We start from the raw sequence: 22,172 nt of genomic DNA on the forward strand, positions 1-22,172 counted from the left end.
AGGCTGCGTCAGCGGTGTGCCAGGCAGGCCGTAAACGCAGCCTCGCCGCGGCTCGGCAGCTGCTACGGATTTGAGCGGTGCTGGATGAGACAGTATCTGTGTGGGTGCATTTATTCGGTGATCTTGTCGATGTTCTTGTAGAACAGCTCACTGTCGCGCCCATCGGTCATCGAATGCAGTGAGTAGGCGCGGTTCAAGCGTGCGCCGCCATCGCGGGTCAGCGGTGCCCATACCAGGTTGGCGCGCCGCATCGTCGACAGGCTCATCAACTCATCGAACGGAATGGACAGGTACAGGCCTTTGTCGAAGCTGCCTTCGCCGTACTCTGCGCTGGATGCAGTGGTGCGGGTGATCCACGCGCCAATCCGCACACCATTGTTGAATTCCCGCGACAGGTCCAGGGTCGCGCCCCAGTCCCTGGCCAGGTAGCGCCCCACACTCAAGGCGCCCTGAATGTTGAACGGCAGATCGGTATAGCCGGTGATATGCCCGGTGAGGGTGCGGTAATCGCGCAAGCTGAAATCCTGCTCGAAACCACGCTGACGCACGTAGTTCAGGTCGGCCCCCAACGCCCAGCCTTGGCCCATCGGGCGGTACAGCACTTCACTGCCGACACCGGCGTACATCGACTCCAGCAAACCACCGTAGACCATGCCGTAGAGGTCCTGGTCCAACTGCTGCGCATGGTTGAGCTGGAAGGTCGGCAGAGTCACATCGGAGGAGGTCATGTAGCGGCGCAGGTCGGTCCGCACCCGGGGCAAGCCACTGGGCGCATCGTAGGTAAACCCGTCGTAGTTGTTCAGCAGGTTGACGCTGAGCAGGCCGCTCCACCAGGTATTGCGGGTGAAACGATACTCGCCGTCGAGGTCGGCGGACACCTGGTAGAGCAAGCCATCCGGCCCGCCGACGTTCTGCTTGTAGCCCAGCCCCACACCATAGGTGAAGGGTTTGGGCGGCTGGGTGTACAGCACTGTCTGGCTGCGGTTGCTGGCACGATTGACCTCGACCTGGCGATGCAGGTTCTGCAGGTCCTCGCGGTGGTTGACCACCTCGCGAAAGGTCTCGCGCGGCACGCTGGTTTCTTCGATCGGCAGCGCATAACGCTCGCTCACCAGGGTGAACCAATCGATCTGGTCATTCACGCTGCCATCCAGAATCCGACTGGCGCGGCCCACCGCCTTGGCGCTGTAGAAATAGCGCTGCTGTTCGCCGTACACCAACAACTCCGGCCCGCGCTGGGTAATGCGCTGCACGTTGTAGCCGGCATTATCGTGCAGGCGCCGGGAGACGGCGGCCCAATCCACCTGGTCCATCGGCGTAGTCGGGGCCCTGGCAGGCAGCTTGGGGGCCGGTGGGTCGTAGGTTTTTACCGGGGCTTTGCGGCTGACGAAATTGGTGTGCAGGGTGATGCCGAACATGGCGGTGTTGCCACGTTCCCAGGCGGCACTCACATCGATGGAGTCGGCCAGCTTGTAGACCAGGCCCAGGTTGATGGGTGAGTCCTGGCGCTGGTTGTTGTCGCGGGGTTCGTTCTGATAGTCGTTGCCCTCGTATTCCAGCTTGAGGCTCAGCGGTGCCCAGGGTGTCTGATAGGCAATCCCGCCGAACAACGCGGGCCGGCCGCGAAAGTAGCCGTTGGAAAAACTGCCGGACCCTTCGGCGGTGGGCCGCTGGTTGAAACGATCATCCAAGGCGCCCAACGGGTTGCCGAAATCACCGCGACTGCCCAGGTACCCCCAGGCGATGCCGGCACTGAAATCCACATCGCCGTAGCGCTTGTTGGCCACCAGGTACTCGCTGGAAAACAACCCGGTGCCACCCAGGTCCATGAACCCCAGCGCCACCTCGGGCAGCCAGTGGCTTTCCTGATACAGGCGCACTTTGGCGTCGACCGCCTTGTCCTTATAGCTCTGGCCGCCGCTGAAGGACTCGGCGCCATAGGGGCGGTTGGTGATCGCGGTGTAGCGAAAGGTGCCCTCCAGCCAGTCCAGGGGTTGCGCCGAAAAACTGTAGCGGCTGTAGGGTTCGGTGCGGTTGGCATTCACGCTGAGTTCGCCGGCGGGCGCCATGCGGGCGGTGGGGGTTTGCAGCAGCCCGACGCCGCCGAAATCGCTTTGGGTGTAACGGGGATCACCATGGGCGACGCCACAGGGCACCAGCAGCACCGCTGCAATACATAATTTCAAGGCGTGACCTCGGCCAGGGGTTGGGTGGCAAGAAACTCGGCCAGTTGCTGATTGAGTTCGGGGGTGAGCGGGTCCAGGTCGTCGCTGCGGATCGGCACCAGCAACGTGCTGCCCGGTGCGGGAGGCGTACCCTCCTCGCGATTCCATGCCGCGATACCCAGGCGCGTGACATGGCCGTCGGGCTGGATCAGCCACAGGTAATCGCGGTCCGCTTCCGCCAGGGCCGGACAGGCGTGGAGGTAATCGAGGGGCCGCTGCAGCGGCTGGAATGCCAACGTGCAGGCCGCGGCGACGGCACCCACGACACGCACGCTGTGCGGCCTCGGCGGATAAACCAGGCGGTCGCCCTCACTGACCAGCGGGTTCGGCGCAAAGCCGACTTCCACCGCCACCGGATCCAGCATCGCCTGTTGGCGGCCGGTCACCGGCAAGGCCTGCACCTGTTGATAGAGCCGAGCCGCCGCATGCGCGCGACCTTCGCGACCGGCCGCCAACGCCGCACGCTGCAGGGTTTGCAGGTCAAACAGCACACCGGCCTTGAGCCGTGCCTGCTGTGCCAGCAAGGGTTGGCGCAGCCAGGCCGCACCGAGCCAATAGCCCTGGGCATCCGGTTGCGACGCGGTGATCACATCCAGCAAGCGCGCCTCGGGCGCCAAGGAGATCGGCCCCGGATTGCGCACCTCGCCGCTGACGGTCATCGCCGCCAGGGACACACTGGCGCCACTGCACAACAGCACCAGCGCGGCCAATTTTCGCAGCATCATGGGGCATCCTTGCGAGTCGGTTGCAGTTGGGTAATGGTGAGCGTCAGGTCGGGCGTCAGGTGCTGCTCGCTCTGCACGATAAAACCGTCGCCGGGGTCGACCCAGTAACGGTTACGCGCGTGAAAGCCGGCGGCCTCGATGTCTTCATCCACCCGCAGCAAGGCATAGGATTTGTCGAGAATCTCGACGCTCTCCAGCCCATGGCGCGTTATGTGGCTGTTGACCGTAACGCCCAGGCGATAGCCGTCGACCACGTCGATCTGGCGCGTGCTGCGATAGCCGTCCGGGACACGATGCAACCCTTGCTGGAACGGTGACCGGCCTTGCCAGCGCGTGCCATTCAGGTCAGTGCCCAGGCCCACCGTGCGCACCACCAGACCATCGCGCAGCAGCAGCACCTGTTTGCCGGACGCCACCCAGAACTGCAGGTCGTCGCGCTGGCGGATCAACGCCATTACCCCTGCGCCGGACACCGTGGTGACCTTGATCTGGGGGAACGGCACCGCATCCACCTGGGCCTGGCTCAACACCAGCGGCGGCGGGCCGCCGACGGCAGCCTTGAAGGTATCCAGCGAGGCCTGCATCAGCGGATTGCAGCCAGCCAACAGCCACGCCAACCCCGCGTACGTACCGATTTTCAGATTGTTCACGCAGGTACCACCCTATCGGCTGCTGGCTTCGCTCAGGTTGTTCTGGGTGGATGCACCAATGCCGATGATCGACGCGGACGGTACCAGTTGGCTGATAAAGCGGTTCCAGCGCGTGATATTCGCCGGGCCGACAAACACCACGTCCTGGGGCTGCACATCAAAACGCGTGGCCAGGGCCATGGCCGAGGGAGAGCCGGCTTCCAGCTGGAACACCTTGGCCGGTTCCACATCGATGTTCTGCGCGCCGCGAATCACGTAGATGGCATCGGCGTTGGAGGTGTTCTGGTTGACCCCGCCCACTGAACCCAGCACGTCGGAGAGGTTCATGCTGCGGGTCTTGAAACTCAGCGCGCGGGGTTGCATCACCTCGCCCATCACGTAGATGCGCTTGCGGTCGTTGTAGGCCAGGTACAGCTGGTCGCCGTCCTTGAGATAGATGTCATTCAGGCGCGACTGCTCAAGGTTGAGCGTGTCGAGGTCCAGGGTGTAGCGCTTGCCGCCACGGGTGAGGGTGAGGTTCGACAGGTCGGCGTTGATCGGGTCGATCCCGGCGGCGCCGAGGGCCTCGCTAACGTTCATCGCAATGGTGGTGAGGGGCACCGGCCCGGCCTTGATCACCGCGCCGCTGATCACCACTTTCTGGCTGGCAAAACGCAATACGCTGACATCCACCTGGGGGCTGTCGATGTACTGGCGCAGCTTGTCGGTGATCTCGCTGCGCAGCGCTTCAATGCTGCGACCCTTGGCAACCACCTCGCCGACGTAGGGGTAAAACAGGTTGCCCTCGGGGCTGACCAAGCGACCGTTGGCATCGATCTGCTGCTGCGGGCCGGACGGCGCGGTGAGTTCAGGGTGATCCCACACCGTGATATACAGCGCGTCATTGGCGCCGATCAAATACGGCCCGGGTTTATAACTCAAGAGTTCTGCAGGAATGGAATAAGGCACATGACTTGCCGCGTCCATGGCCAATAACTTTGGGGTAATCGGAATTAAATCCACGCGACTGTTTTCAGGCCCGCCCTCTTCGGTCAGGGCGGCCGTGTCCATATATTGACCCGGGGAAAACATGCAGCCTTGCAATAATGCAGCGGCCACGGCTGCAATAGAAAAAATACGCATCATAGTGCTAGGACACTCGCGATAGACGACAAGAAAAAAAGACCACTTGGGCGGGGATTCCAAGCGGTCTTAAAAGCGGAAGGTGTACGACTAGTTGCTGGTACCCGTAGTGCCGGTGGTGCCGGTAGTACCCGTGGTGGTGCCGCCATTGGAGCTGCCGCCGCTGTTTGAAACAGCGGCAACACCGGCAACCAGGGCAGTGCCGACCAACAACGTTTGCCCCACGGTAACGGTTCCGGCCACTGTGGTATCAAGCCCCAACGGTAACTCGTCGGCCATCGCCGAAGTACTCAAGACACTGAGTACCAGAATAGCCAGTGATTTTCTCATTTCAGACTCCTTATCATCAGTGAGCAGGCAAACCGATAGTGCCATTCAACTAAACAGCACACCAGACAGATAATATTCAGCCGGCTTAGTTGAAAATAACGTTTTCCCGGCAAGCCCCCGGCCTTCAATGCATTGCGCCCGGTAAAGTTATTAAAAACGTTATTAAATGTCGGAAAACCTCAGGCCCTGCCGTACTTGTCTTCGAAGCGCACAATATCGTCCTCGCCCAGATAAGAGCCCGACTGCACTTCGATCAACTCCAACGGGATCACCCCCGGGTTTTCCAGGGCGTGCACCTGGCCGATGGGGATATAGGTCGACTGGTTTTCCGACACCAGGTAAGTCTGTTCGCCATTGGTCACCCGCGCCGTACCGCTGACCACGATCCAGTGCTCGGCGCGATGGTGGTGCATCTGCACCGACAACTTGGCCCCCGGCTTCACCGTGATGCGCTTGACCTGATAGCGCTGGCCGTTGTCCACCGAGTCGTACATGCCCCATGGCCGATACACCTCGCGGTGGTTGAGATGCTCATGGCGCCCGGCCTGCTTGAGCAGGTCGACGATGGCCTTGACCTGCTGCACCTGGTCCTTGTGGGCCACCAATACCGCGTCCTTGGTCTCGACAATGATCAGGTCCTGCACCCCCACCGTGGCCACCAGCCGACTGTCGGCGTGGACGTAGGTGTCACGGGTGTCCAGGCTCAGCCCATCGCCGCGTATCACATTGCCGCTGGCATCTTTTTCGCTGGCCTCCCACAACGCCGACCACGAGCCGATATCACTCCAGCCGGCCTGCAACGGCACCATCACCGCGTCATGGGTGTTTTCCATCACCGCGTAATCGATGGAATCGTCCGGGCACGCGGCAAAGGTCGCGGCATGCACGCGGGTGAAGGGTTGATCCTGGCTGCCGCCTTCCAGCGCCACGCGACAGGCCTCGAGGATAGCCGGCTGGAAGCGTTCCAGCTCCTCCAGGTAACGACTGGCGCGGAACATGAACATGCCGCTGTTCCAGTAATACCCGCCGCTGGCCAGGTACGCCGCAGCGGTGGCGGCGTCCGGCTTTTCCACAAAGCGCTTGACCCGATAACCGCCCTCGCCCGCCGCCGCGCCTTGTTCGATATAGCCATAGCCGGTATGGGCGCAAGTGGGCGTGATACCGAAGGTCACCAGCTTGCCGTCGCGGGCCAGCGGCAGCGCCACTTCCAGGCTGGCATGAAACGCCGGGACGTCTTCGATCAAATGGTCCGCCGCCAGCACCAGCAGGATCGGGTCCTGGTGCTCGGCCAGCGCCTTGCACGCCGCCAGCGCGATGGCCGGCGCCGTGTTGCGCCCCACCGGTTCCAACAGGATGCTGGCCTGTTCCATGCCCAACTGGCGCAATTGCTCGGCCACCAGGAAGCGATGCTGCTCATTGCAGATCAACTGCGGCAGCGCGACGTTGGCGCCTTCCAGCCGCGTGATGGTCTGCTGCAGCATCGACAGGTGCGCGTCGGTCAGGCGCAGGAACTGCTTGGGGTTCAGCTGCCGCGAAAGCGGCCACAGGCGCGACCCCGAACCGCCTGCCATGATCACCGGTAACAACATGAGAGCGTCCTCGGGAGAGAGAGTCAGAAATAGGCCCGCGTGTGTTCATGCACCCGCGGGCTGATGCGCAGTTCGTCCTCGGACCACCAGCGGTAATGCTGGTGTTGCTCCGTGGGCGGCTGCAGGGTCTGGCCTTCCACCAGGTCCAGGCAATAGCCGAGCACCACGTAATGGGTGTTCGGCCCGGCCCCGGCGTTGGCGAACACGCTGTCGTCGTAGAAGTGCTCGTACACCCCCAGCAGCCGCGCCTCGGCGCGCTCGAACGGCTGTCCCAGTTCGTCGCGGGTGATGCGCCGGAAGGCGTTGTCGAGGTGTTCGTTTTTCTGGATACGCCCGCCGGGCACGAACCAGAAACCATAGGCCGGCCGATTGACGCGCAGGCCCAACAGGACCTCGCCACGGGCGTTTCTCACCACCAGGTCGATCGCCACCAGCGGCGTCGATGCCACGACCGTATTGAAGGTCGGTAAATCAAGCCACATACCCATCAGACCTGTGCCATAAAGCGTTGCAGAATACGTTCCTTGTCGAGGAACTCCTTGGCGTAGTCCAGCGCCACCTCATTGCGCGCGGGCAATGCCAGTGCCCGCTCGATCCCGATGTTCAGCGCCGCGACGGACTCCGGTTCAGCCAGCACCGCAATGCCCGGGTGTTCCTCGCACAGGCGGCCGAGGGTGGTGCCGGGGTCGGCGGTGATGATGGCGTGGCCGCCCACCGCGAGGATATTGGTCAGCTTGGAAGGCAGCACCGCGTCCGCCACCCCGCGCTTCTGGATCACCAGGTGCACGTCGGCCGAGGCCAGCAGCACCGGCAGATCCTCGTAGGGCTGCAACGGCGCAAACAGCACGTTGCGCAGGCCATCGCGCTGCACACGCTCGAGCAAGCGGGCCTTGCCGGTGCCCTGGCCGACGATCAGGAACACCAGCTCCGGGCGATCGGCATAGGCCTGGGCGGCGTCGAGGATCAGTTCCAGGCCCTGCTTCTCACCGATATTGCCGGCGTACAACAACACCCTTTGGCCTGGCGCCACACCCAGGCGCTGCAGCAGCCCGTGGCTGCGGGGCACCTGGCGAAAGCGGGCGGTTTCCGACCAATTGGGAAAGAACAGCAGGCGCTTGCTGTTCACGCCTTTGCCCCGGGCCTTGTCGAGCATGCCGCTGGAAATCGTCGAGACCCGGTCAAAGCGCCGCAACAGCCAGCGTTCAAGCCCAAACGCCAGGCGCCGCACAAGGGAGCCGCCACCGATGCCGAGGCCGAACATCGCGTCCACTTCGTAATCCTGGATATGCAGCACCGAGCGGGCGCCACTGAGCTTGGCCAACAACAGTGCCTGGGGCGCACAAAACAGCGTGGGCACCACCAGGATCACCAGGTCCGGTTTCCAGCGCCACTGCCCCATGACCGCCAAAAACGAACTGGCGGAAAAGCTCATCAGGTGCAGCAGGCGCGTCAACGCCGTGGGCTGGCGTGGCACATACAGCGGGCAGCGAATCACCGTCACGCCGTCGTCCTGCTCGGTGCGAAAGCGCCACGGCGAATAGCCCTCGCCCACCTGCCACTGCGGGTAATACGGCGGCGCCGTCACCACTCGCACCTCATGGCCCTGGCCCGCCAGCCAGCGCGCCTGTTCACCGCTGTACTTGCCGATGCCGGTGAGCTCCGGGCTGTAGTTGATGCCGTACAGGAGGATCTTCATCAGTGGCCCCGAGGCTGTTCGAGGGCCGCGAGGTAGGCGTTGTAGGCGTCGCGCAGGCCCTCTTCCAGCGGCACATAGGCTTCCCAGCCGAGGGCGTTGATCCGGCTCACATCCAGCAGCTTGCGCGGTGCGCCGTCGGGCTTGCTGGCGTCGAAGCGCAACTGCCCCTTGAAGCCGGTGACCCGCACCAGCGCCTGGGCCAGTTCGGCGATGGTGCAATCCACCCCGGTGCCGACGTTCAAATGCGAACGCATCGGCTGGGTCTGCTCGCGGTAGCGTTCCTGGCTGAGCTCCATCACATGCACGCTGGCCGCCGCCATGTCATCCACATGCAGGAACTCGCGCCGTGGCTTGCCACTGCCCCAGATCACCACTTCCTCATCGCCGCGCTGCGTCGCCTCATGGAAGCGCCGCAGCAAGGCGGCGATCACATGGCTGTTCTGCGGGTGGTAGTTGTCGCCCGGCCCGTACAGGTTGGTGGGCATCACGCTGCGGTAATCGCGGCCATGCTGGCGGTTGTAGCTTTCGCACAGCTTGATCCCGGCGATCTTGGCCACCGCGTAGGGTTCGTTGGTGGGTTCCAGCGCGCCGTCGAGCAACACCGCTTCGATCATCGGTTGCGGGGCATGCACCGGGTAGATGCATGACGAGCCCAGGAACAACAGTTTCTCCACGCCATGGCTGTGGGCGGCGTGGATCACGTTGGCCTGGATCATCAGGTTCTGGTAGATGAAATCGGCCGGGTACGTCGCGTTGGCGTGAATCCCGCCGACCTTGGCGGCCGCCAGGTACACCTGGTCCACACGGTGCCGGGCGAAGTACGCCTGCACCGCGGCCGGGTCGAGCAGGTCCAGCTCGTCACGGCCGGCGGTAAGCAACTGCGTGTAGCCCAAGGCCCACAGGCGCCGCACGATGGCCGAGCCGACCATGCCGCGATGGCCGGCCACGAAGATCCGCGCATCAAAGTCACGTGCCATGCTCAGTTCTCCACGGCAATCGGTGCGTCATGCCCGTGCAGGCGCAACAAGGCGTGGCGCTGGGCGACCTTGAGGTCTTCGCGGACCATCTCCGCGCACATCTCCTGGGCGCTGATTTCCGGCACCCAGCCGAGCAGGCGCTTGGCCTTGGACGGGTCGCCCAACAGCGTCTCGACTTCGGCCGGGCGGAAGTAACGCGGGTCGACGCGCACAATCACATCGCCCACCAGGATGCCCGGCGCCAGGTCGCCGTCGATCCGCTCGACCACCGCCACCTCTTCCACGCCCTCGCCGACAAAGCGCAGATGCAGCCCCAGCTCCGCCGCCGACCAGCGAATAAAGTCGCGCACCGAATACTGCACACCGGTGGCGATGACAAAGTCCTCGGGGTGTTCCTGTTGCAGCATCATCCACTGCATGCGCACGTAGTCCTTGGCGTGGCCCCAGTCGCGCAGTGCATCCATGTTGCCCATGTACAGGCACTGTTCCAGGCCCAGGGCGATATTGCTCAGGGCGCGGGTGATCTTGCGGGTCACGAAGGTTTCACCGCGACGCGGCGACTCGTGGTTGAACAGGATGCCGTTGCACGCATACAGCCCATAGGCTTCGCGGAAGTTCACGGTGATCCAATAGGCGTACAGCTTGGCCACCGCATAGGGCGAACGCGGGTAGAACGGCGTGGTTTCCTTCTGCGGGGTTTCCTGCACCAGCCCGTACAGCTCGGAGGTCGAGGCCTGGTAGAAGCGGGTCTTCTTTTCCAGGCCCAGCAGGCGGATCGCCTCGAGGATGCGCAAGGTGCCGAGGGCATCCACATCGGCAGTGTATTCCGGCGAATCGAAGCTCACCGCCACATGGGATTGGGCGCCGAGGTTGTAGATTTCGTCGGGCTGGATCTGCTGGATGATACGCGTCAGGTTCGACGAATCCGCCAGGTCGCCATAGTGCAGGATCAGGTTTTTACGCAGGGCCTGGGGGTCCTGGTAAATATGATCGATGCGCTGGGTATTGAACGACGAAGAACGGCGCTTGAGGCCGTGCACGGTATAGCCTTTTTCCAGCAGCAGCTCGGCCAGGTACGAGCCATCCTGACCGGTGATCCCGGTAATAAGCGCGACTTTATTCATGTCTGTCTCCCAATTGATAGGCGAGCGAAGGCCGACACCCAAACTTGGGTGTTTGTTAAAAAACGCTCAGTTACTTCGGTGTGGGCAGGTTCAAGTTATGGCCGGTCAACTTTGAGAGTTCCCGGACAATGGCTTCCTTATCGTTTAAGTGCGCAATCGCGGTTTCCAGTTCGAGCACTTTGGCGCCCACCAGAAAGCGGTACCAATAGCCCTGGAGCAGGTGATAGACCAGGCCGCTGCGGCCATCGAGAAACCCCAGCTGGATGATGTAGCGCCACAGGAAATACGCGGTGGAACTGAGGGTGAACGGTACGCGGTTGTACACGCGGTTCTTGACCAGGCGCTTGGCCTTGGCCTGGAACGAACTCTGCCCGGCATGCAGTTCATCGCGTATCGCAAACAGCCCCAGCCGCGCGTTAAGCACTTCAATCGCTTCGCGGGTGGCGTACTGGTTGTGCTTGTGGGTGAAGAAGGTCAAGTCATGCAGGTTATGGTCGGCAAACCCGCCGTCGAGGGTGATGGTGCGGCCCTCGGCGACCGAGATGTGCTCGTCCATCCAACGGTCCTCCATGCGCCCCTGGCCAGTGCGCCACAGCCGCAGCATCTTCAACGGGTAGCGACCGCCATGGCGCACCCAGCGCCCCATGAAGATATGCTTGCGCTTGAAGTTGATGCCGGTGATGTCGCGGGCCAGGGTCGGCAGCCGGGTATTGATCGCGGCGGCAAGGTCGGCCTCGATGATTTCGTCGGCGTCCAGGCGCATCGTCCAGTTGCCGGTAATCGGCAGGTGATCCAGCGCCCACTGGAACTGCTTGGCCTGGTTGACGAAGGCATGCTGCACCACCAGCGCGCCATGGCGCCGGGCGATGTCGCAGGTGTCGTCGGTGGAAAACGAATCGACCACCAGCACTTCGTCGCTGAAGGCCCGTACCGACTCGATGGCGCGGGCGATATGCAGGCTTTCGTTGTAGGTAAGGATGATCACACTGACGGTTTCGCGCTTCATATCAGCCACCGTGCATCTGCAGGACTTCGGTGGTGAGCCGGCGCGGTGAACGCGCGGCCCGGAAGTGGCTTTCCAGGGGCAGCCCCACGGCGATCATCATGATTAACCGCTCGCTGGCCGGGATGGCGCCGATGCCACGGATCTTCTTTTCCACCGAATTGAGGATCGCCAGGTTCAGCGGGCACGCGCCCAGGCCATTGGCGTGGCAGGCCAGCAGCAGGCCCATGGAAAACAACGCACCGTCGACGTAAAGCTGGTTGCGCTGCCCGGCGCCGCCCCAGGCGGTGACTTCGGACGTGACCACAAACAGGTTGTCCACCGACTGCGCAAACCCGCGCGAGCCGCCTTGCAGCTCCAGCAGCTGCGCGATCACCGCGCGGTCCTGATACACATGCACCCGCGACGACTGGCGGTTGCATTGGGAGGGTGACGACTGCGCCAACTCCACCAGGGACGTCAGCAGGCCACTGTCGATCTTGCCGGCCTGGAACATGCGGCAACTGGAGCGCGATTGCAGGAACGCCTTGGCATCCAGCCCGCCGTTGCCCAGCCACGGCGCCGCACGCTTGATACCACCGCTGCCGGCGGTGCCGTCGCGCTTGAGGTGCTCCACATAGGCATCCAGGTAAAACACGAAGTCGTCGCTGATGCCGAGGGTGCGATGCAGCTCGAGGTAACCCTGGAACGCGCCGAGGGCCATCTCTACCGGCAGCGCCGAATACGAGCGGTCGTATTCGTTGAGCATATGGATGATGCCGTTGATCTTGTCCTTGCCGAACAGCGGCTTGGGTTCCTTGAGGGACAGGCCCTTTTCCACGGTGTGGGTTTCGATGAGGATTTTGTAGAACAGTTTCTTGTTGCGGCTTTCCAACGGCGAATAACCGTTGTGGCGAATAAACGTGAGCATGTCGCGAAAAAACTCGCTGACGAAATACATCAACTTCCATGCCTTATCCATCATGGGTTTCACCTGTTTCATAGTGCGATGTCTCTCGTTTTGAGGGGGCGGCACGGCGCACCGACGCAAATCATCCAGGCCGGCTGGCTGGCCGTGACCACCGAGCGCGCGCCGACCACGCAGCCCTCCTCCAACACGCAACCGGGGTGGATAAAGGCCTCGGCGGCGACCCACACGTGGTCCTTGATCACAATCTCGCGAGTCACCAGGGGCCGCAGCAGGCTGCGGGTGTCGTGGCTGCCGGTGCACAGGAAGCTGCGTTGGCTGATGGTGACTTTGGAGCCCAGGGTGATTTTGGCCATGGCGTACACATCGACCCCATCGCCGATGGCGGTGTAGTCGCCGATCTCCAGGTTCCACGGCGCCCAGATGCTGCACGTGGGCGCGATGCGGCAGCCCACGCCGACCTTGGCGCCAAAGCAGCGCAGCAACCAACGCCGCCAGTTGTGCAGCATCCAGCGCGGCGTGGGACGAAACAGCAGCTGGTAGACGATGCCCCACAACAGCCGGCGTGCCTTGTTGCTGCGCGGCAGGGTGTCGACGTACTTGAGTTGCGCGAAGTCGCTCATGGCCGCAGCGCCGCCAGTTGTTCCAGCAGGTAGCGCTCGCCCACCTGTTGCAGGGCCTGGCGCCGGGCCCGCACCGCCACCCAGTCGATGGGCGCCGCGATCAAGGCGTGCACCTGGTCGGCATCGTCTGCCGGCAGGAAGCGTTGCGACAGCTCCAGCTTTTCCAGCAGGTTGCGCACACGGGCGTTCAGCGAGGCCTTGTTGCCCGGCAACCCCACGGCGATAAACGGCTTCTCGAAAATGATCGCGAACACCGTGGCGTGGAAGGAGTTGGTCACCACGTAGGCGCTCTCCTTGAGCAACTTGAGCCAATCCTGCGGGCCCACCTGCACGGTCTCGCCGATCTGCCGCCAGCGCCGGTGCGCGTTGTACGGCGAGACAATCGGCCCGGCCACCTGCCGTGACAACGCCTGGGCCACTTCGCGCACGCCCACGCCGGTGCGCAGCGCATAGCAGAACACGTGGCCGGTGCGGGTCTGGGTGGACGTGGCGAGCAGCGCCGAATAGTCGCGGTGCAGCAGCGTCGGGTCCGGCACGCACTGGGCAGCCAGCCCCGAGACCTGGTGCACGATGCTCACTCCGCTCTCCTCGCGCACACTGATCGCCGACAGTTGCTTGAGCAGGCCCTCGGCTTCGGCGTGGTACTGCGGCTCCAGGTATTCTTTACCGAAACTCGCGGCGTAGGAGATGCGCCGGATCGCCTTGTCGCAATCGAAGGCGAGGAAGTACGCCGGGTCGAGGCCGGTCTGGCCCGAGGGGTTCCAGATCTGGTCACTGCCGGCCACCAGCAACTGCTGGCCGGCCACCGCCTGGTTGAGCTGGTGGGCGTGGGCGTAGCGCGGCGCCTGGATATTCAGGAAGCGCGTCTTGAACGCCTCGAACTGGCGCGACTGGGCATTCGGCCCCAGCACCCGGGTTTTCAACGCCAGGGCCTTGAGGTACAGGGCCTTGAGGTTGGCCTTGAGCTGGCGCGGGTTGAACAACTGGCGAATCTCGCTGCCATCCTCCACGTAGGCCGGGTGGTAGTTGATCAGGCTCACCTGCAAGCCCTGCTGCTGCAACCAGCGCTGCAAGGCATAGGCTTGCAGCACCGCGCCGAAGTTTTCGCTGAAGTGGTACGTCAGTATCCCGGCCCTGATGGGGCTAGCAGGTGCGTTCATGATCCAGCCTGTTTCAGTAAGTAATTGGGGTAAACCGCCTGGCGTGCAGGCGCAGCCTTGTTGAGCAGGCCGATGAACATCGACCACACCAGCAGGTAGCTGCCATCGAAGGTGGTGAAGAACTGGTAGCTGGTCTTGAACGAGAAAATCAGCAGGATCGCCACCACGGCCAGGGATACCGGGCTGCGCGGCAACCCGCTGAACAGCAGGCAAAACAGCGCCACGCCGAGCACTCCCAGCTTGGCGGTCACGCCCCAGTAGCCGTTCTCGATATCGAACTTGGAGTTCTCGAACCAGCGCTCGTCATTGGTGGGCACGCCGGGGGTCAATTGCTTGGCCAGGCCATTGCCCAGGAACACCGTGGCGGGGTTGTCGAGAAACGACTCCTTGGCATGGGCGATCTCGAACGCACGGGTCACGTCCTCGCCCTTCTCCTCGAACAGGTAAGTGGCAAAGCGCGACACCGCCAAGGGGCTGGCATAGAACGTCAGCGTGCCCAGCGCGCCGATGGCCACCACCAGTACCGCCAACGACTTGAGCTTGCGCTGGGTAATCGCCGACAACAGGATCATCACCGCCATCGCCGCGAGGATGGTCTTGGACCCGGCCGCCAGTAGCGTGACCGCGAGGATCAGCATCAAGCCGATCCTGCGCTGGCAACAGGCATAGAAAAACAGCAGCACCGCCGAGCTGGTGGGGAACAACATGATCCGCCCGACTTCGTCGCTGGACTTGGACGCGGCGTTGGTCAGGTCGATGCCCACGCCATACAGGCTGACCTGCAGCAACTGGCCAAGGGCGAAGATGTAGATGATGCGTTCGAGGATGCGCCGGTAGTTGACGCTATGGGCCAGCGCGATTTTTTCCACATTGGCCAACACATAGCTGTACCCGGCCAGCAGCAGCACAAAATAGAAAAACGGGATGCCGGAACGCAGGAACTGGTACAGCGAGATGTTCGCCCCACTGCTCACCAATACCTGCAACACACTGGACGCAACCACCAGCGCCAGCAATGGCAGCGCGCGGGTAAATCCACGCGCCGCGTACACCACGAACGGCAGCAACAGCAGCAGCGCCAAGGGTTGCGAGAGGTTGTTGCTCAGCGCCAGGGGCAAGGCGAAGAACGTCAGCGGCAAGTAGAGGGTCAGGCGCGCCTGGGACAGCATCATGGACCGACCTCCCCCACGCGAATCACCCGCAGGTACACCAACACCACCAGTTCCGGCAGCGACAGCAACAGCGACGCGCCCAGCAGCGGATCGATGCGCTCCTTGCATGCCAGCCACAGCAGCAAGGCCATCACGCTGCTTACGGCATAGATCACTGAGGTGAGGGTGTGGCGATTGGTGGAAATCAGCATCGCCGCGAGGATGAACCAGGCCACATTCAAAATCGTATGGGAGCCGATCAGCGCCAATGACAGGCGATCGACCTGCACCAGGCCATGGCTCCACAGCAGGATGACCTGCGGCCCGGCCCAGATCCCGGCGACATACACCAGCAGGCACAGGCCCAGTACCAGGGAGCTGGCGCGCTGGGTAAAGCGTCGCGCCTGCTCGAACTCGCCGCGCCCGGCCAGCCGTGAGATTTCCGGGGTCAGGGCGTTGCTGCAGGTGATGCCCAACTGGATGATCAGGCGCATCAGGGTGCGCGCCATGGTGTAACCCACCACCACCGCCGGGCCGGCGATCTGGTTGAGCACTTGCAGGCCGCCTTGCAGGGTGATCGCCTGCGCCAGCGGGATCGCCGCGCTGCCCAGCGCCGGTTTCCAGATACCACGGAACTCGGCCCAGGACGCGGACGCCAGCCCCAGCAGCGGCCAGGGTGAAATCCGCCGCACAAACAGGGTCACCAGCACCAGGAACAGCACCTGGCTGAAAAACATGCCCTGGGCCAATTGCAGTTCGGAGCCACCCAGCAGCAGTACGACGATGGACAGCACAATGTCCAGGGTCCTGCGGTTGGCCATGATGAAGACGCCGCCGACCGTTCTGTCGATGGTCCGAAACCAGGCGTCGATCGGCCCACCCAGCAAGCGTGTGCACAGGTAACCGGACATGAACACCACCACCAGGCCGGCCTGTTCGGGTGTCAGTGTCTTGAGCCCGAGCAATGACACCCAGTCGAGCCACTGGCCCAAGGTCAGGGCGAATACCAGCACCAGCGCGACCACCGCCAGGGTAAAGGCCAGCGCGGTCTGCACACTGCGTCGCGCCCCCGGCACATCGCCCTGGCTCGCACGCAGCGTGGCGCTGGTGGCCGACGCCTGGGCCACCCCCAGGTCCAGCAGGCTGAGCATCGACGGAATACCGGTGAGCACCAGCCAATCGGCATAGCGCCCGGTGCCCCAGGCGTGCAGGAAAAACGGCACCAGCACCAGTTGCGCCGCCAGCGTCACCAGTTGGGTGTAGCCGTAGCTCAGCACGTTGAGGCGAAACCGTCGCGACAACGAGCGCGGCATTTCAAGCACTTTGCTCATGGTCATCAGGCCTTGTCGGACTGATAGGCGTAGCTGTAGTAGCCGTAGTCGCCATAGCCGTAGCTGGCGGACCGGCGTTTTTCCACACCATTGAAGATCGCACCCTTGAGCTCGATGCCGTTCTGATGGAAGCGGCGCAGGGTCAACTCGATCTCCTTCGCCGAGTTCACGCCAAAACGGGTGACCATCAGGCTGGTGCCGGCCTGGCGCCCGACAATCGCGGCATCGGTCACCGCCAGCAATGGCGGCGTGTCGATGATCACCAGGTCATAGCGCTCGCTGACTTCGGCCAGCAACGCAGCAAAGTTGGGGTGCATCAGCAGTTCCGACGGGTTGGGCGGGATCTGCCCACGGCCGATGAAATCGAAGCGCTCCACGGCGGTCGGGTGAATCGCTTCCTGCAGATCACAGCGCTTGGCGAGCAGGTCGGACAACCCCGCCTCCACCGCCTTGCCGAGCATCTTGTGCAAGTAGCCCTTGCGCATGTCGGCATCAATCAACAGCACGCGTTGGCCCGACTGCGCGACAATCGCCGCCAGGTTGGCCGAGACAAACGTCTTGCCCACCTCGGGGCTCGGGCCGGTGATCATCAGGCGGTTGTTCCTGGCCTCGAGCATGGCGAAGTGCAGGCTGGTGCGCAGGCTGCGCATGGCTTCCATCACCAGGTCATGGGGATGGTTGAGCGCCAGCAGCGACGGCGCGGCGGAGCGGCCCTTGGCGGCGTTGGTTTCTTCGGCCTTTTGCAACAGGCTGAAGGGGATCGAGGCGTACACCGGCAGGCCGAGTTTCTCGATCTCATCCGGGCTTTCCAGGCCACGGTTGAGCAGGCTGCGCACCAGCACGATGCCCACCGAGAGCATGCCGCCGAGCAGCATCGCCAGCAGCACCACGATGACCTTGCGCGGCGCCACAGGCTTGGCCAGGTTGACATCGGCACTGTCGATCAGGCGCACGTTACCCACGGTGCCGGCGCGCATCACGTCCAGCTCCTGGGAGCGGTTGAGCAACTGGGTGTAGATCTCGGTGCCCACTTGCACGTCGCGGGTCAGGCTGAGCAATTCCTGCTGGGTCGTGGGCAAGCCTTCGACGCGCTTGGTCATCTGCGCCTGCTTGGCATTGAGTTCCGCCAGCTTGGCGATCAAGGCGCGATAAGCCGGGTGCTGGGGGGTGAACTTGCGGTCCATCTCGGCCTGTTGCAACTTGAGTTCGGAGATGCCGGTGTCCAGGGCCACCACCTGGTCGAGCACGGCCTTGGCCTCGAGGCTGATGTCGATGGATTTGCTGCGGGTCTGGAAGCGGTTCAAGGCGTTCTCGGCCTTCTCCAGGTCGCGACGCACCTGGGGCAACTGGTCATTGAGGAACGACAGGCTCTGCGCCGCCTCGGCCGAGGTGCGGTCGACGTTCTGCTTCACATACAGGTTGGCGATTTCATTCAGCGTCCGCACCGCCAGGGCCGGGCGCGTGCTCTCCAGGGACAGGCTGATGATGCCCGATTCCTTGCCGCGTTCGATCACGGTGAGCAGGTCCTGGTAGTCGGCCACCGCGTCCAGGCGCGGCTTGCGCACGATCTTGAAATGCGCGCCCGGATTGGCCCGCAGCTCCTTGACCAGCACCTCGACGCCGTCGGCGGCAAACGGCACGCCGACGCTTCCTGCGGCGATCTCGATGCCGTCCTCATCAAATAACGTGTAGGCCTGGGCCTCGCCGGCCACCAGTACCAGGGTGGTCCCGAGCAACGCCGTCGGCAGGTTCAAGCTGCTCAGCGCCAGGGCCTCGCCCCCTGCCGACCAGCGGCTGAAACCGAACAGCGGCGGCGCAATATCGCCCTTGTGTTCAGGCGCATAGCGCCGCGCGAGGAAGCCACCGATCAACGGAAAATGCTGCGGCGTGACAGTGATGTCCAACGCCAGGGTATCGACGGTCTTGCCAATGATGGTGCGCGACTTGATCAGCTCGATCTCGGTCACCGCCGGCGATTCCTTGCCCAGCAGGCTGCTGACGTCGGAGAAACCGAGCATGTCGTTCTTCTTCGGCTCCACCTGGATCAACGCATTCGCCTGGAACACCGGCGCCGCCAGAATCGCGTAGGCGGCGCCGATCAGCATGCAGGTGCCGGTGATCCCGGCGATCAGCCATTTGTGATCGATCAGGGTGCCAAGCATGCCGAGCACATCGATCTCGTCACGGTGAGGGCTTTCAGGGGAAGCGTTCTGGGGTGAATGCATAAATCGCGTCTTCGTCCTTGCAATCGTTTAAAGAGGGAGCATCAGCGCGCCAGGCGCTGGGCCCAGGCCTGTGCGGCCTGTTCGATCAAGGCATAGGCCTGCACAAAGGCGGGCTTGCCCTGGCGATAGGGGTCGGTGATCTCGCGATCGTGCTGCCACTTGCCCAACAGGAACACCTTGCCCCGCGCCTCGGGGGCGAGGTCGAGCACGCCGTCGATGTGCCGTTGTTCCATCACCAGGATCAGGTCGGCCTCACTCACCGCTTCAACGCTGAGTTGCCGCGCCTTGTGCGCCCGGGGAACGTGCCCATGCTCCTGCAGCACTTGCCCGGCCGTCGGCTCCAGCGGATGGTCACGCAACGCCGCCAAGCCGGCGGAACTCACCGTGATCTCGGAGGACGTAAGCGCGGCCCCCAGCAAGTGTTCCGCCGTGGGGCTGCGGCAGATGTTGCCGATGCACACAATCAATATCTTTTTGAACAAGGCAACCTCCCACGCACCGCACACTTATTCTTCGGCAAAAGGGACGACCTTATTTAATGAGTTGCAACTAACGACCGACTAATTATGACCACAGCCTACAAACAGAGACCATCTATCGCGCAAGACAAAAAATAACAATCCCGGTATTGACCGACTAAAACTAACATTCCGGTATTTTTGCACCGCCCCATAATAAAGTGCGATTTGAATGCACCAGACAGGGGACAGCCATGAACACGTCAAAGTTATTGGTAGAGCGTATTGGCCTATTTCCTTCTTCGGGGAATATTCAGGTGGAAGTGCATGATTCAACCCATGTCGTCGAACGCCTGCAGGTGCTGTATGCGGATAACTCACTGGACAGCGACGCGTCCGGTGCCGGGTTTTCCATGGTGTTCGCCGACTGGCGCTTCAAGTTGCAGGTCAGTGACCCGTTGTCGGTGTGCCTGTGCGTGGAAAGTCGCGGCGACAGCCAGTTCATGCAGGTCAAGACGGCCGAACTGCTGGCCAATATCTGCGGCACCGAGGAGCGGCCATGAGCCTGTGGGCGGGCTTGAGACGCGGCTATGCGTTGCGCAGGCTGACGGGGATGTTCGAGGGGTTGGCCGAACCGGTGCAGGGCGCGCAGTACCAGCGCAACACCCGGGCCATCGGCCATTGGCTGGACCTGTTGCGCGGCAGCTCCCCCCAGCAGATCACCCATGCGCTGTTCCAGCAGATGAAACGCGCGCGGCGCCGTGGCAATGCGCGGCGCTTCAACGCGCAGACGACCCTGCTGGCGCTGATGGTGGAAAGCAACCTGGCGCTGGACCTGGCGACCTACTCGGCCTTCCTGTGCGCGGTTTCCAGGCGCCAGGCAGGCTCCTGATGGGCCTGGTCGGCACCTGAGAGGGTCATTGCGACGCGGTTGAGCAGCCACTCCGCGTTGTACTTGGGCACCAGCCCACAGACCAGCAAAAACACCAGCCCGCCGCCGATGAACACGGGGGATACCTTGATGGGCGCGGCATCAATACGCCACAGAAACACACTGGCCGCTGTCGCACCCAGTGCGGCACCGGCCAGGGCTTCATTCAGTGGATGTATATAAGGCGCTACACAATAAGCACTGAACCCGATACTTATCACTAACCCCACCAACGCCGCCGGCCAGCGCCAGGCCAGGTTGAACTGGCGAGCCAGCAAACTCGTTGCCACCGTGACCATCAAACAGGTGTTCATGGCATGGCCACTTATTACAGCAATATCCAAGTGCTGGAAGGATAAACCCCAACCTTTAAACAGCAACTTGCTGGCCGCCACGATCGAATAAGTAATACCCAACGTTATTATCCAGGCCCGCAATGCCCACGGCGTGGAATACCTTAACCAGACAGCAATCATCAGTGCGGCCGGAATCATGACGGTAATGCCGCCATATTGCGCAAGTTCTGCCCGCATCACTGCTTAACCTTCGACGTGCCATTTTCGGCGCTCATCAGACCTCAGGCCCGGAAAAAACACAACGTTATCTAGCGTCAGCAACGTCTTCAAAATGCAATTTACTGATCACCACATACAAATATGATTCTATATTTTAATAATTAGGTTAGAACCAAACGGCATTTTACAGCGGCTGTCGCGGCCCCTACCGTGGACGAGCATGACCGACCCCCTGCCCGGCGGAGGTATTCACCCCTACTCGACAAGGACAGACCATGAGCATTGAATTCATCGGCTATATCGGCGGTCACCACGCTTCCGAGATCCACCCACGCAGCGGCCCTACCCTGCAACCGGACTACGTGGAAACCGTGGCCCGCGCCCACGAAGACGCCGGCTTCGACCGCGCGCTGGTGGCGTTCCATTCCAACAGTCCGGACAGCACGCTGATCGCCGCCCATGCCGCCAGCGTGACGAAAAAACTGCAGTTCCTGATCGCCCACCGTCCGGGCTTCGCCCAACCGACCCTGGCCGCCCGCCAGTTCGCCACCCTTGATGTGTTCAATGGCGGGCGCACCGCCGTGCATATCATCACCGGCGGCGACGACCGTGAACTGCGCGCCGATGGCAGCCATATCGGCAAGGACGAACGCTACGCGCGCACCGATGAATACCTGAGCGTGGTCCGCCAGGAATGGACCAGCGATCAGCCCTTCGACTTTGCCGGCACCTACTACCAGGTCGAAGGCGCGCACTCCGCGGTGAAGTCGCCGCAGCAGCCGCATATCCCGCTGTATTTTGGCGGATCGTCCAAGGCCGCGATTGAAGTGGCGGGCAAGCATGCCGATGTGTACGCGCTGTGGGGCGAAACCTATGAGCAGGTCCGCGAGATCGTGACCCAGGTGCGCGCCGAAGCGGCCAGGCATGGGCGCACGATTCGCTTCAGCCTGTCGCTGCGACCGATCCTGGCCGCGACCGAAGAACAGGCGTGGGCGCGTGCCGACAGCATCCTGCAACAGGCCACCGAGTTGGCAGAGAAGAACGGCTTTGTGCGGCGTGAACCGCCGAATGAAGGCTCGCGCCGGTTGCTGGCGGCGGCGGCGCAGGGCTCGCGGCTGGACAAGCGTTTGTGGACGGGGATTGCGGGGTTGCTGGGGGCGCAGGGGAACTCCACCTCGTTGGTGGGGACCGCCGAACAGGTGGCTGAGGCATTGGTCGATTATTACGACCTCGGCATCACCACCTTCCTGATCCGTGGGTTTGATCCGCTCAATGATGCGATCGACTATGGCAAGCAGTTGATCCCCCTCACCCGGCAGTTGATTGCTGAACGCGAGCAGAAAGTCGCCTGACCAAACACCACAAACCCCGTATGGGAGAGGCTTGCCCCCGATGGCAGAGTGTCAGTCAAAGATAATTGACTGATCCAC

Annotated in this window: 22 protein-coding genes; 3 read left to right on the top strand and 19 right to left on the bottom strand. The window is 62.7% G+C overall.

The genetic code is table 11. The features are described 5' to 3' along the window. Positions 1-110: 110 nt before the first annotated feature. The 18 genes from BM416_RS03450 to BM416_RS03535 all read right to left on the bottom strand — a co-directional run bounded on the left by BM416_RS03450 (position 111) and on the right by BM416_RS03535 (position 19,320). Positions 111-2,186, bottom strand: a complete 2,076-nt coding sequence (locus tag BM416_RS03450; protein WP_092485398.1) for a YjbH domain-containing protein — start codon at positions 2,184-2,186, stop codon at positions 111-113. Beyond that, positions 2,183-2,950 (bottom strand): capsule biosynthesis GfcC family protein, encoded by a 768-nt coding sequence (locus BM416_RS03455; RefSeq protein WP_092485401.1) that lies wholly within the window; start codon positions 2,948-2,950, stop codon positions 2,183-2,185. Before BM416_RS03455 ends, BM416_RS03450 begins: the two co-directional genes overlap by 4 nt. Further along, positions 2,947-3,600, bottom strand: a complete 654-nt coding sequence (locus BM416_RS03460) for a YjbF family lipoprotein (RefSeq protein ID WP_371856029.1) — start codon at positions 3,598-3,600, stop codon at positions 2,947-2,949. The genes BM416_RS03455 and BM416_RS03460 overlap by 4 nt, the downstream gene beginning before the upstream one ends. Before the next feature lie 12 nt (positions 3,601-3,612). Continuing rightward, complete coding sequence (locus tag BM416_RS03465; RefSeq protein ID WP_065925167.1) at positions 3,613-4,725, bottom strand: polysaccharide biosynthesis/export family protein; 1,113 nt, start codon at positions 4,723-4,725, stop codon at positions 3,613-3,615. A gap of 87 nt (positions 4,726-4,812) precedes the next feature. Next, a complete protein-coding gene (locus BM416_RS03470; protein ID WP_027608676.1) occupies positions 4,813-5,052 on the bottom strand; it encodes a hypothetical protein in 240 nt (79 codons plus the stop codon). A gap of 179 nt (positions 5,053-5,231) precedes the next feature. Beyond that, positions 5,232-6,641, bottom strand: coding sequence for a mannose-1-phosphate guanylyltransferase/mannose-6-phosphate isomerase (locus BM416_RS03475; protein WP_092485404.1), 1,410 nt, complete (start codon positions 6,639-6,641; stop codon positions 5,232-5,234). A gap of 23 nt (positions 6,642-6,664) precedes the next feature. Then, on the bottom strand, positions 6,665-7,123 hold the full coding sequence (locus tag BM416_RS03480) for a GDP-mannose mannosyl hydrolase (RefSeq protein ID WP_092485620.1): 459 nt from the start codon (positions 7,121-7,123) through the stop codon (positions 6,665-6,667). A 5-nt stretch (positions 7,124-7,128) separates the two neighbouring features. Continuing rightward, on the bottom strand, positions 7,129-8,337 hold the full coding sequence (locus tag BM416_RS03485; RefSeq protein ID WP_092485407.1) for a glycosyltransferase WbuB: 1,209 nt from the start codon (positions 8,335-8,337) through the stop codon (positions 7,129-7,131). Further along, a complete protein-coding gene (locus tag BM416_RS03490; protein WP_065925164.1) occupies positions 8,337-9,314 on the bottom strand; it encodes a GDP-L-fucose synthase in 978 nt (325 codons plus the stop codon). The genes BM416_RS03485 and BM416_RS03490 overlap by 1 nt, the downstream gene beginning before the upstream one ends. A 2-nt stretch (positions 9,315-9,316) precedes the next feature. Then, a complete protein-coding gene (gene gmd, locus BM416_RS03495; protein ID WP_027608681.1) occupies positions 9,317-10,438 on the bottom strand; it encodes a GDP-mannose 4,6-dehydratase in 1,122 nt (373 codons plus the stop codon). A gap of 70 nt (positions 10,439-10,508) precedes the next feature. Further along, positions 10,509-11,444, bottom strand: a complete 936-nt coding sequence (locus BM416_RS03500; RefSeq protein WP_027608682.1) for a glycosyltransferase family 2 protein — start codon at positions 11,442-11,444, stop codon at positions 10,509-10,511. A 1-nt stretch (position 11,445) separates the two neighbouring features. After that, positions 11,446-12,405, bottom strand: a complete 960-nt coding sequence (locus BM416_RS03505; RefSeq protein WP_175539030.1) for a nitroreductase family protein — start codon at positions 12,403-12,405, stop codon at positions 11,446-11,448. Between the two features lie 14 nt (positions 12,406-12,419). Next, positions 12,420-12,971, bottom strand: a complete 552-nt coding sequence (locus BM416_RS03510; protein ID WP_027608684.1) for an LbetaH domain-containing protein — start codon at positions 12,969-12,971, stop codon at positions 12,420-12,422. Continuing rightward, entirely contained in the window at positions 12,968-14,131 is a 1,164-nt protein-coding gene (locus BM416_RS03515; RefSeq protein ID WP_092485413.1) for a polysaccharide pyruvyl transferase family protein, read from the bottom strand. Before BM416_RS03515 ends, BM416_RS03510 begins: the two co-directional genes overlap by 4 nt. Further along, the gene (locus tag BM416_RS03520) at positions 14,128-15,303 is read right to left on the bottom strand and encodes an O-antigen ligase family protein (RefSeq protein WP_092485416.1); all 1,176 of its coding nucleotides are present in this window, start codon (positions 15,301-15,303) and stop codon (positions 14,128-14,130) included. Before BM416_RS03520 ends, BM416_RS03515 begins: the two co-directional genes overlap by 4 nt. Then, complete coding sequence (locus BM416_RS03525; protein WP_092485419.1) at positions 15,300-16,613, bottom strand: lipopolysaccharide biosynthesis protein; 1,314 nt, start codon at positions 16,611-16,613, stop codon at positions 15,300-15,302. The genes BM416_RS03520 and BM416_RS03525 overlap by 4 nt, the downstream gene beginning before the upstream one ends. Positions 16,614-16,618: 5 nt before the next feature. Then, a complete protein-coding gene (locus BM416_RS03530; RefSeq protein ID WP_092485422.1) occupies positions 16,619-18,838 on the bottom strand; it encodes a polysaccharide biosynthesis tyrosine autokinase in 2,220 nt (739 codons plus the stop codon). A 41-nt stretch (positions 18,839-18,879) separates the two neighbouring features. After that, positions 18,880-19,320 (bottom strand): low molecular weight protein-tyrosine-phosphatase, encoded by a 441-nt coding sequence (locus BM416_RS03535; RefSeq protein WP_092485425.1) that lies wholly within the window; start codon positions 19,318-19,320, stop codon positions 18,880-18,882. 230 nt (positions 19,321-19,550) lie between these two features. Here BM416_RS03535 and BM416_RS30755 point away from each other — a divergent pair, with 230 nt between their 5' ends. Both BM416_RS30755 and BM416_RS03545 read left to right on the top strand, forming a co-directional pair. Next, complete coding sequence (locus BM416_RS30755; RefSeq protein WP_256577428.1) at positions 19,551-19,859, top strand: phosphomannomutase; 309 nt, start codon at positions 19,551-19,553, stop codon at positions 19,857-19,859. Then, positions 19,856-20,188, top strand: coding sequence for a hypothetical protein (locus BM416_RS03545; RefSeq protein WP_092485428.1), 333 nt, complete (start codon positions 19,856-19,858; stop codon positions 20,186-20,188). The genes BM416_RS30755 and BM416_RS03545 overlap by 4 nt, the downstream gene beginning before the upstream one ends. On the opposite strand, the gene BM416_RS30760 is transcribed toward BM416_RS03545, so the two are convergent. After that, on the bottom strand, positions 20,140-20,541 hold the full coding sequence (locus BM416_RS30760) for a hypothetical protein (RefSeq protein ID WP_256577429.1): 402 nt from the start codon (positions 20,539-20,541) through the stop codon (positions 20,140-20,142). The two genes, BM416_RS03545 and BM416_RS30760, sit on opposite strands and share 49 nt — an antisense overlap. A gap of 476 nt (positions 20,542-21,017) precedes the next feature. Here BM416_RS30760 and BM416_RS03555 point away from each other — a divergent pair, with 476 nt between their 5' ends. Beyond that, positions 21,018-22,094 (top strand): LLM class flavin-dependent oxidoreductase, encoded by a 1,077-nt coding sequence (locus BM416_RS03555; RefSeq protein WP_092485434.1) that lies wholly within the window; start codon positions 21,018-21,020, stop codon positions 22,092-22,094. Positions 22,095-22,172: the final 78 nt, after the last annotated feature.

It is taken from the genome of Pseudomonas sp. NFACC42-2 (assembly GCF_900116055.1).
GTDB lineage: Bacteria > Pseudomonadota > Gammaproteobacteria > Pseudomonadales > Pseudomonadaceae > Aquipseudomonas > Aquipseudomonas marginalis.

Coding starts and splice junctions, on each gene's coding strand:
- BM416_RS30760 (WP_256577429.1), bottom strand. CDS start 20,541: ATGAACACCTGTTTGATGGTCACGGTGGCAACGAGTTTGCTGGCTCGC.
- BM416_RS30755 (WP_256577428.1), top strand. CDS start 19,551: ATGAACACGTCAAAGTTATTGGTAGAGCGTATTGGCCTATTTCCTTCT.
- BM416_RS03455 (WP_092485401.1), bottom strand. CDS start 2,950: ATGATGCTGCGAAAATTGGCCGCGCTGGTGCTGTTGTGCAGTGGCGCC.
- BM416_RS03505 (WP_175539030.1), bottom strand. CDS start 12,405: ATGATGGATAAGGCATGGAAGTTGATGTATTTCGTCAGCGAGTTTTTT.
- BM416_RS03510 (WP_027608684.1), bottom strand. CDS start 12,971: ATGAGCGACTTCGCGCAACTCAAGTACGTCGACACCCTGCCGCGCAGC.
- gmd (WP_027608681.1), bottom strand. CDS start 10,438: ATGAATAAAGTCGCGCTTATTACCGGGATCACCGGTCAGGATGGCTCG.
- BM416_RS03470 (WP_027608676.1), bottom strand. CDS start 5,052: ATGAGAAAATCACTGGCTATTCTGGTACTCAGTGTCTTGAGTACTTCG.
- BM416_RS03545 (WP_092485428.1), top strand. CDS start 19,856: ATGAGCCTGTGGGCGGGCTTGAGACGCGGCTATGCGTTGCGCAGGCTG.
- BM416_RS03500 (WP_027608682.1), bottom strand. CDS start 11,444: ATGAAGCGCGAAACCGTCAGTGTGATCATCCTTACCTACAACGAAAGC.
- BM416_RS03480 (WP_092485620.1), bottom strand. CDS start 7,123: ATGTGGCTTGATTTACCGACCTTCAATACGGTCGTGGCATCGACGCCG.
- BM416_RS03490 (WP_065925164.1), bottom strand. CDS start 9,314: ATGGCACGTGACTTTGATGCGCGGATCTTCGTGGCCGGCCATCGCGGC.
- BM416_RS03485 (WP_092485407.1), bottom strand. CDS start 8,337: ATGAAGATCCTCCTGTACGGCATCAACTACAGCCCGGAGCTCACCGGC.
- BM416_RS03475 (WP_092485404.1), bottom strand. CDS start 6,641: ATGTTGTTACCGGTGATCATGGCAGGCGGTTCGGGGTCGCGCCTGTGG.
- BM416_RS03555 (WP_092485434.1), top strand. CDS start 21,018: ATGAGCATTGAATTCATCGGCTATATCGGCGGTCACCACGCTTCCGAG.
- BM416_RS03465 (WP_065925167.1), bottom strand. CDS start 4,725: ATGATGCGTATTTTTTCTATTGCAGCCGTGGCCGCTGCATTATTGCAA.
- BM416_RS03530 (WP_092485422.1), bottom strand. CDS start 18,838: ATGCATTCACCCCAGAACGCTTCCCCTGAAAGCCCTCACCGTGACGAG.
- BM416_RS03520 (WP_092485416.1), bottom strand. CDS start 15,303: ATGATGCTGTCCCAGGCGCGCCTGACCCTCTACTTGCCGCTGACGTTC.
- BM416_RS03525 (WP_092485419.1), bottom strand. CDS start 16,613: ATGAGCAAAGTGCTTGAAATGCCGCGCTCGTTGTCGCGACGGTTTCGC.
- BM416_RS03515 (WP_092485413.1), bottom strand. CDS start 14,131: ATGAACGCACCTGCTAGCCCCATCAGGGCCGGGATACTGACGTACCAC.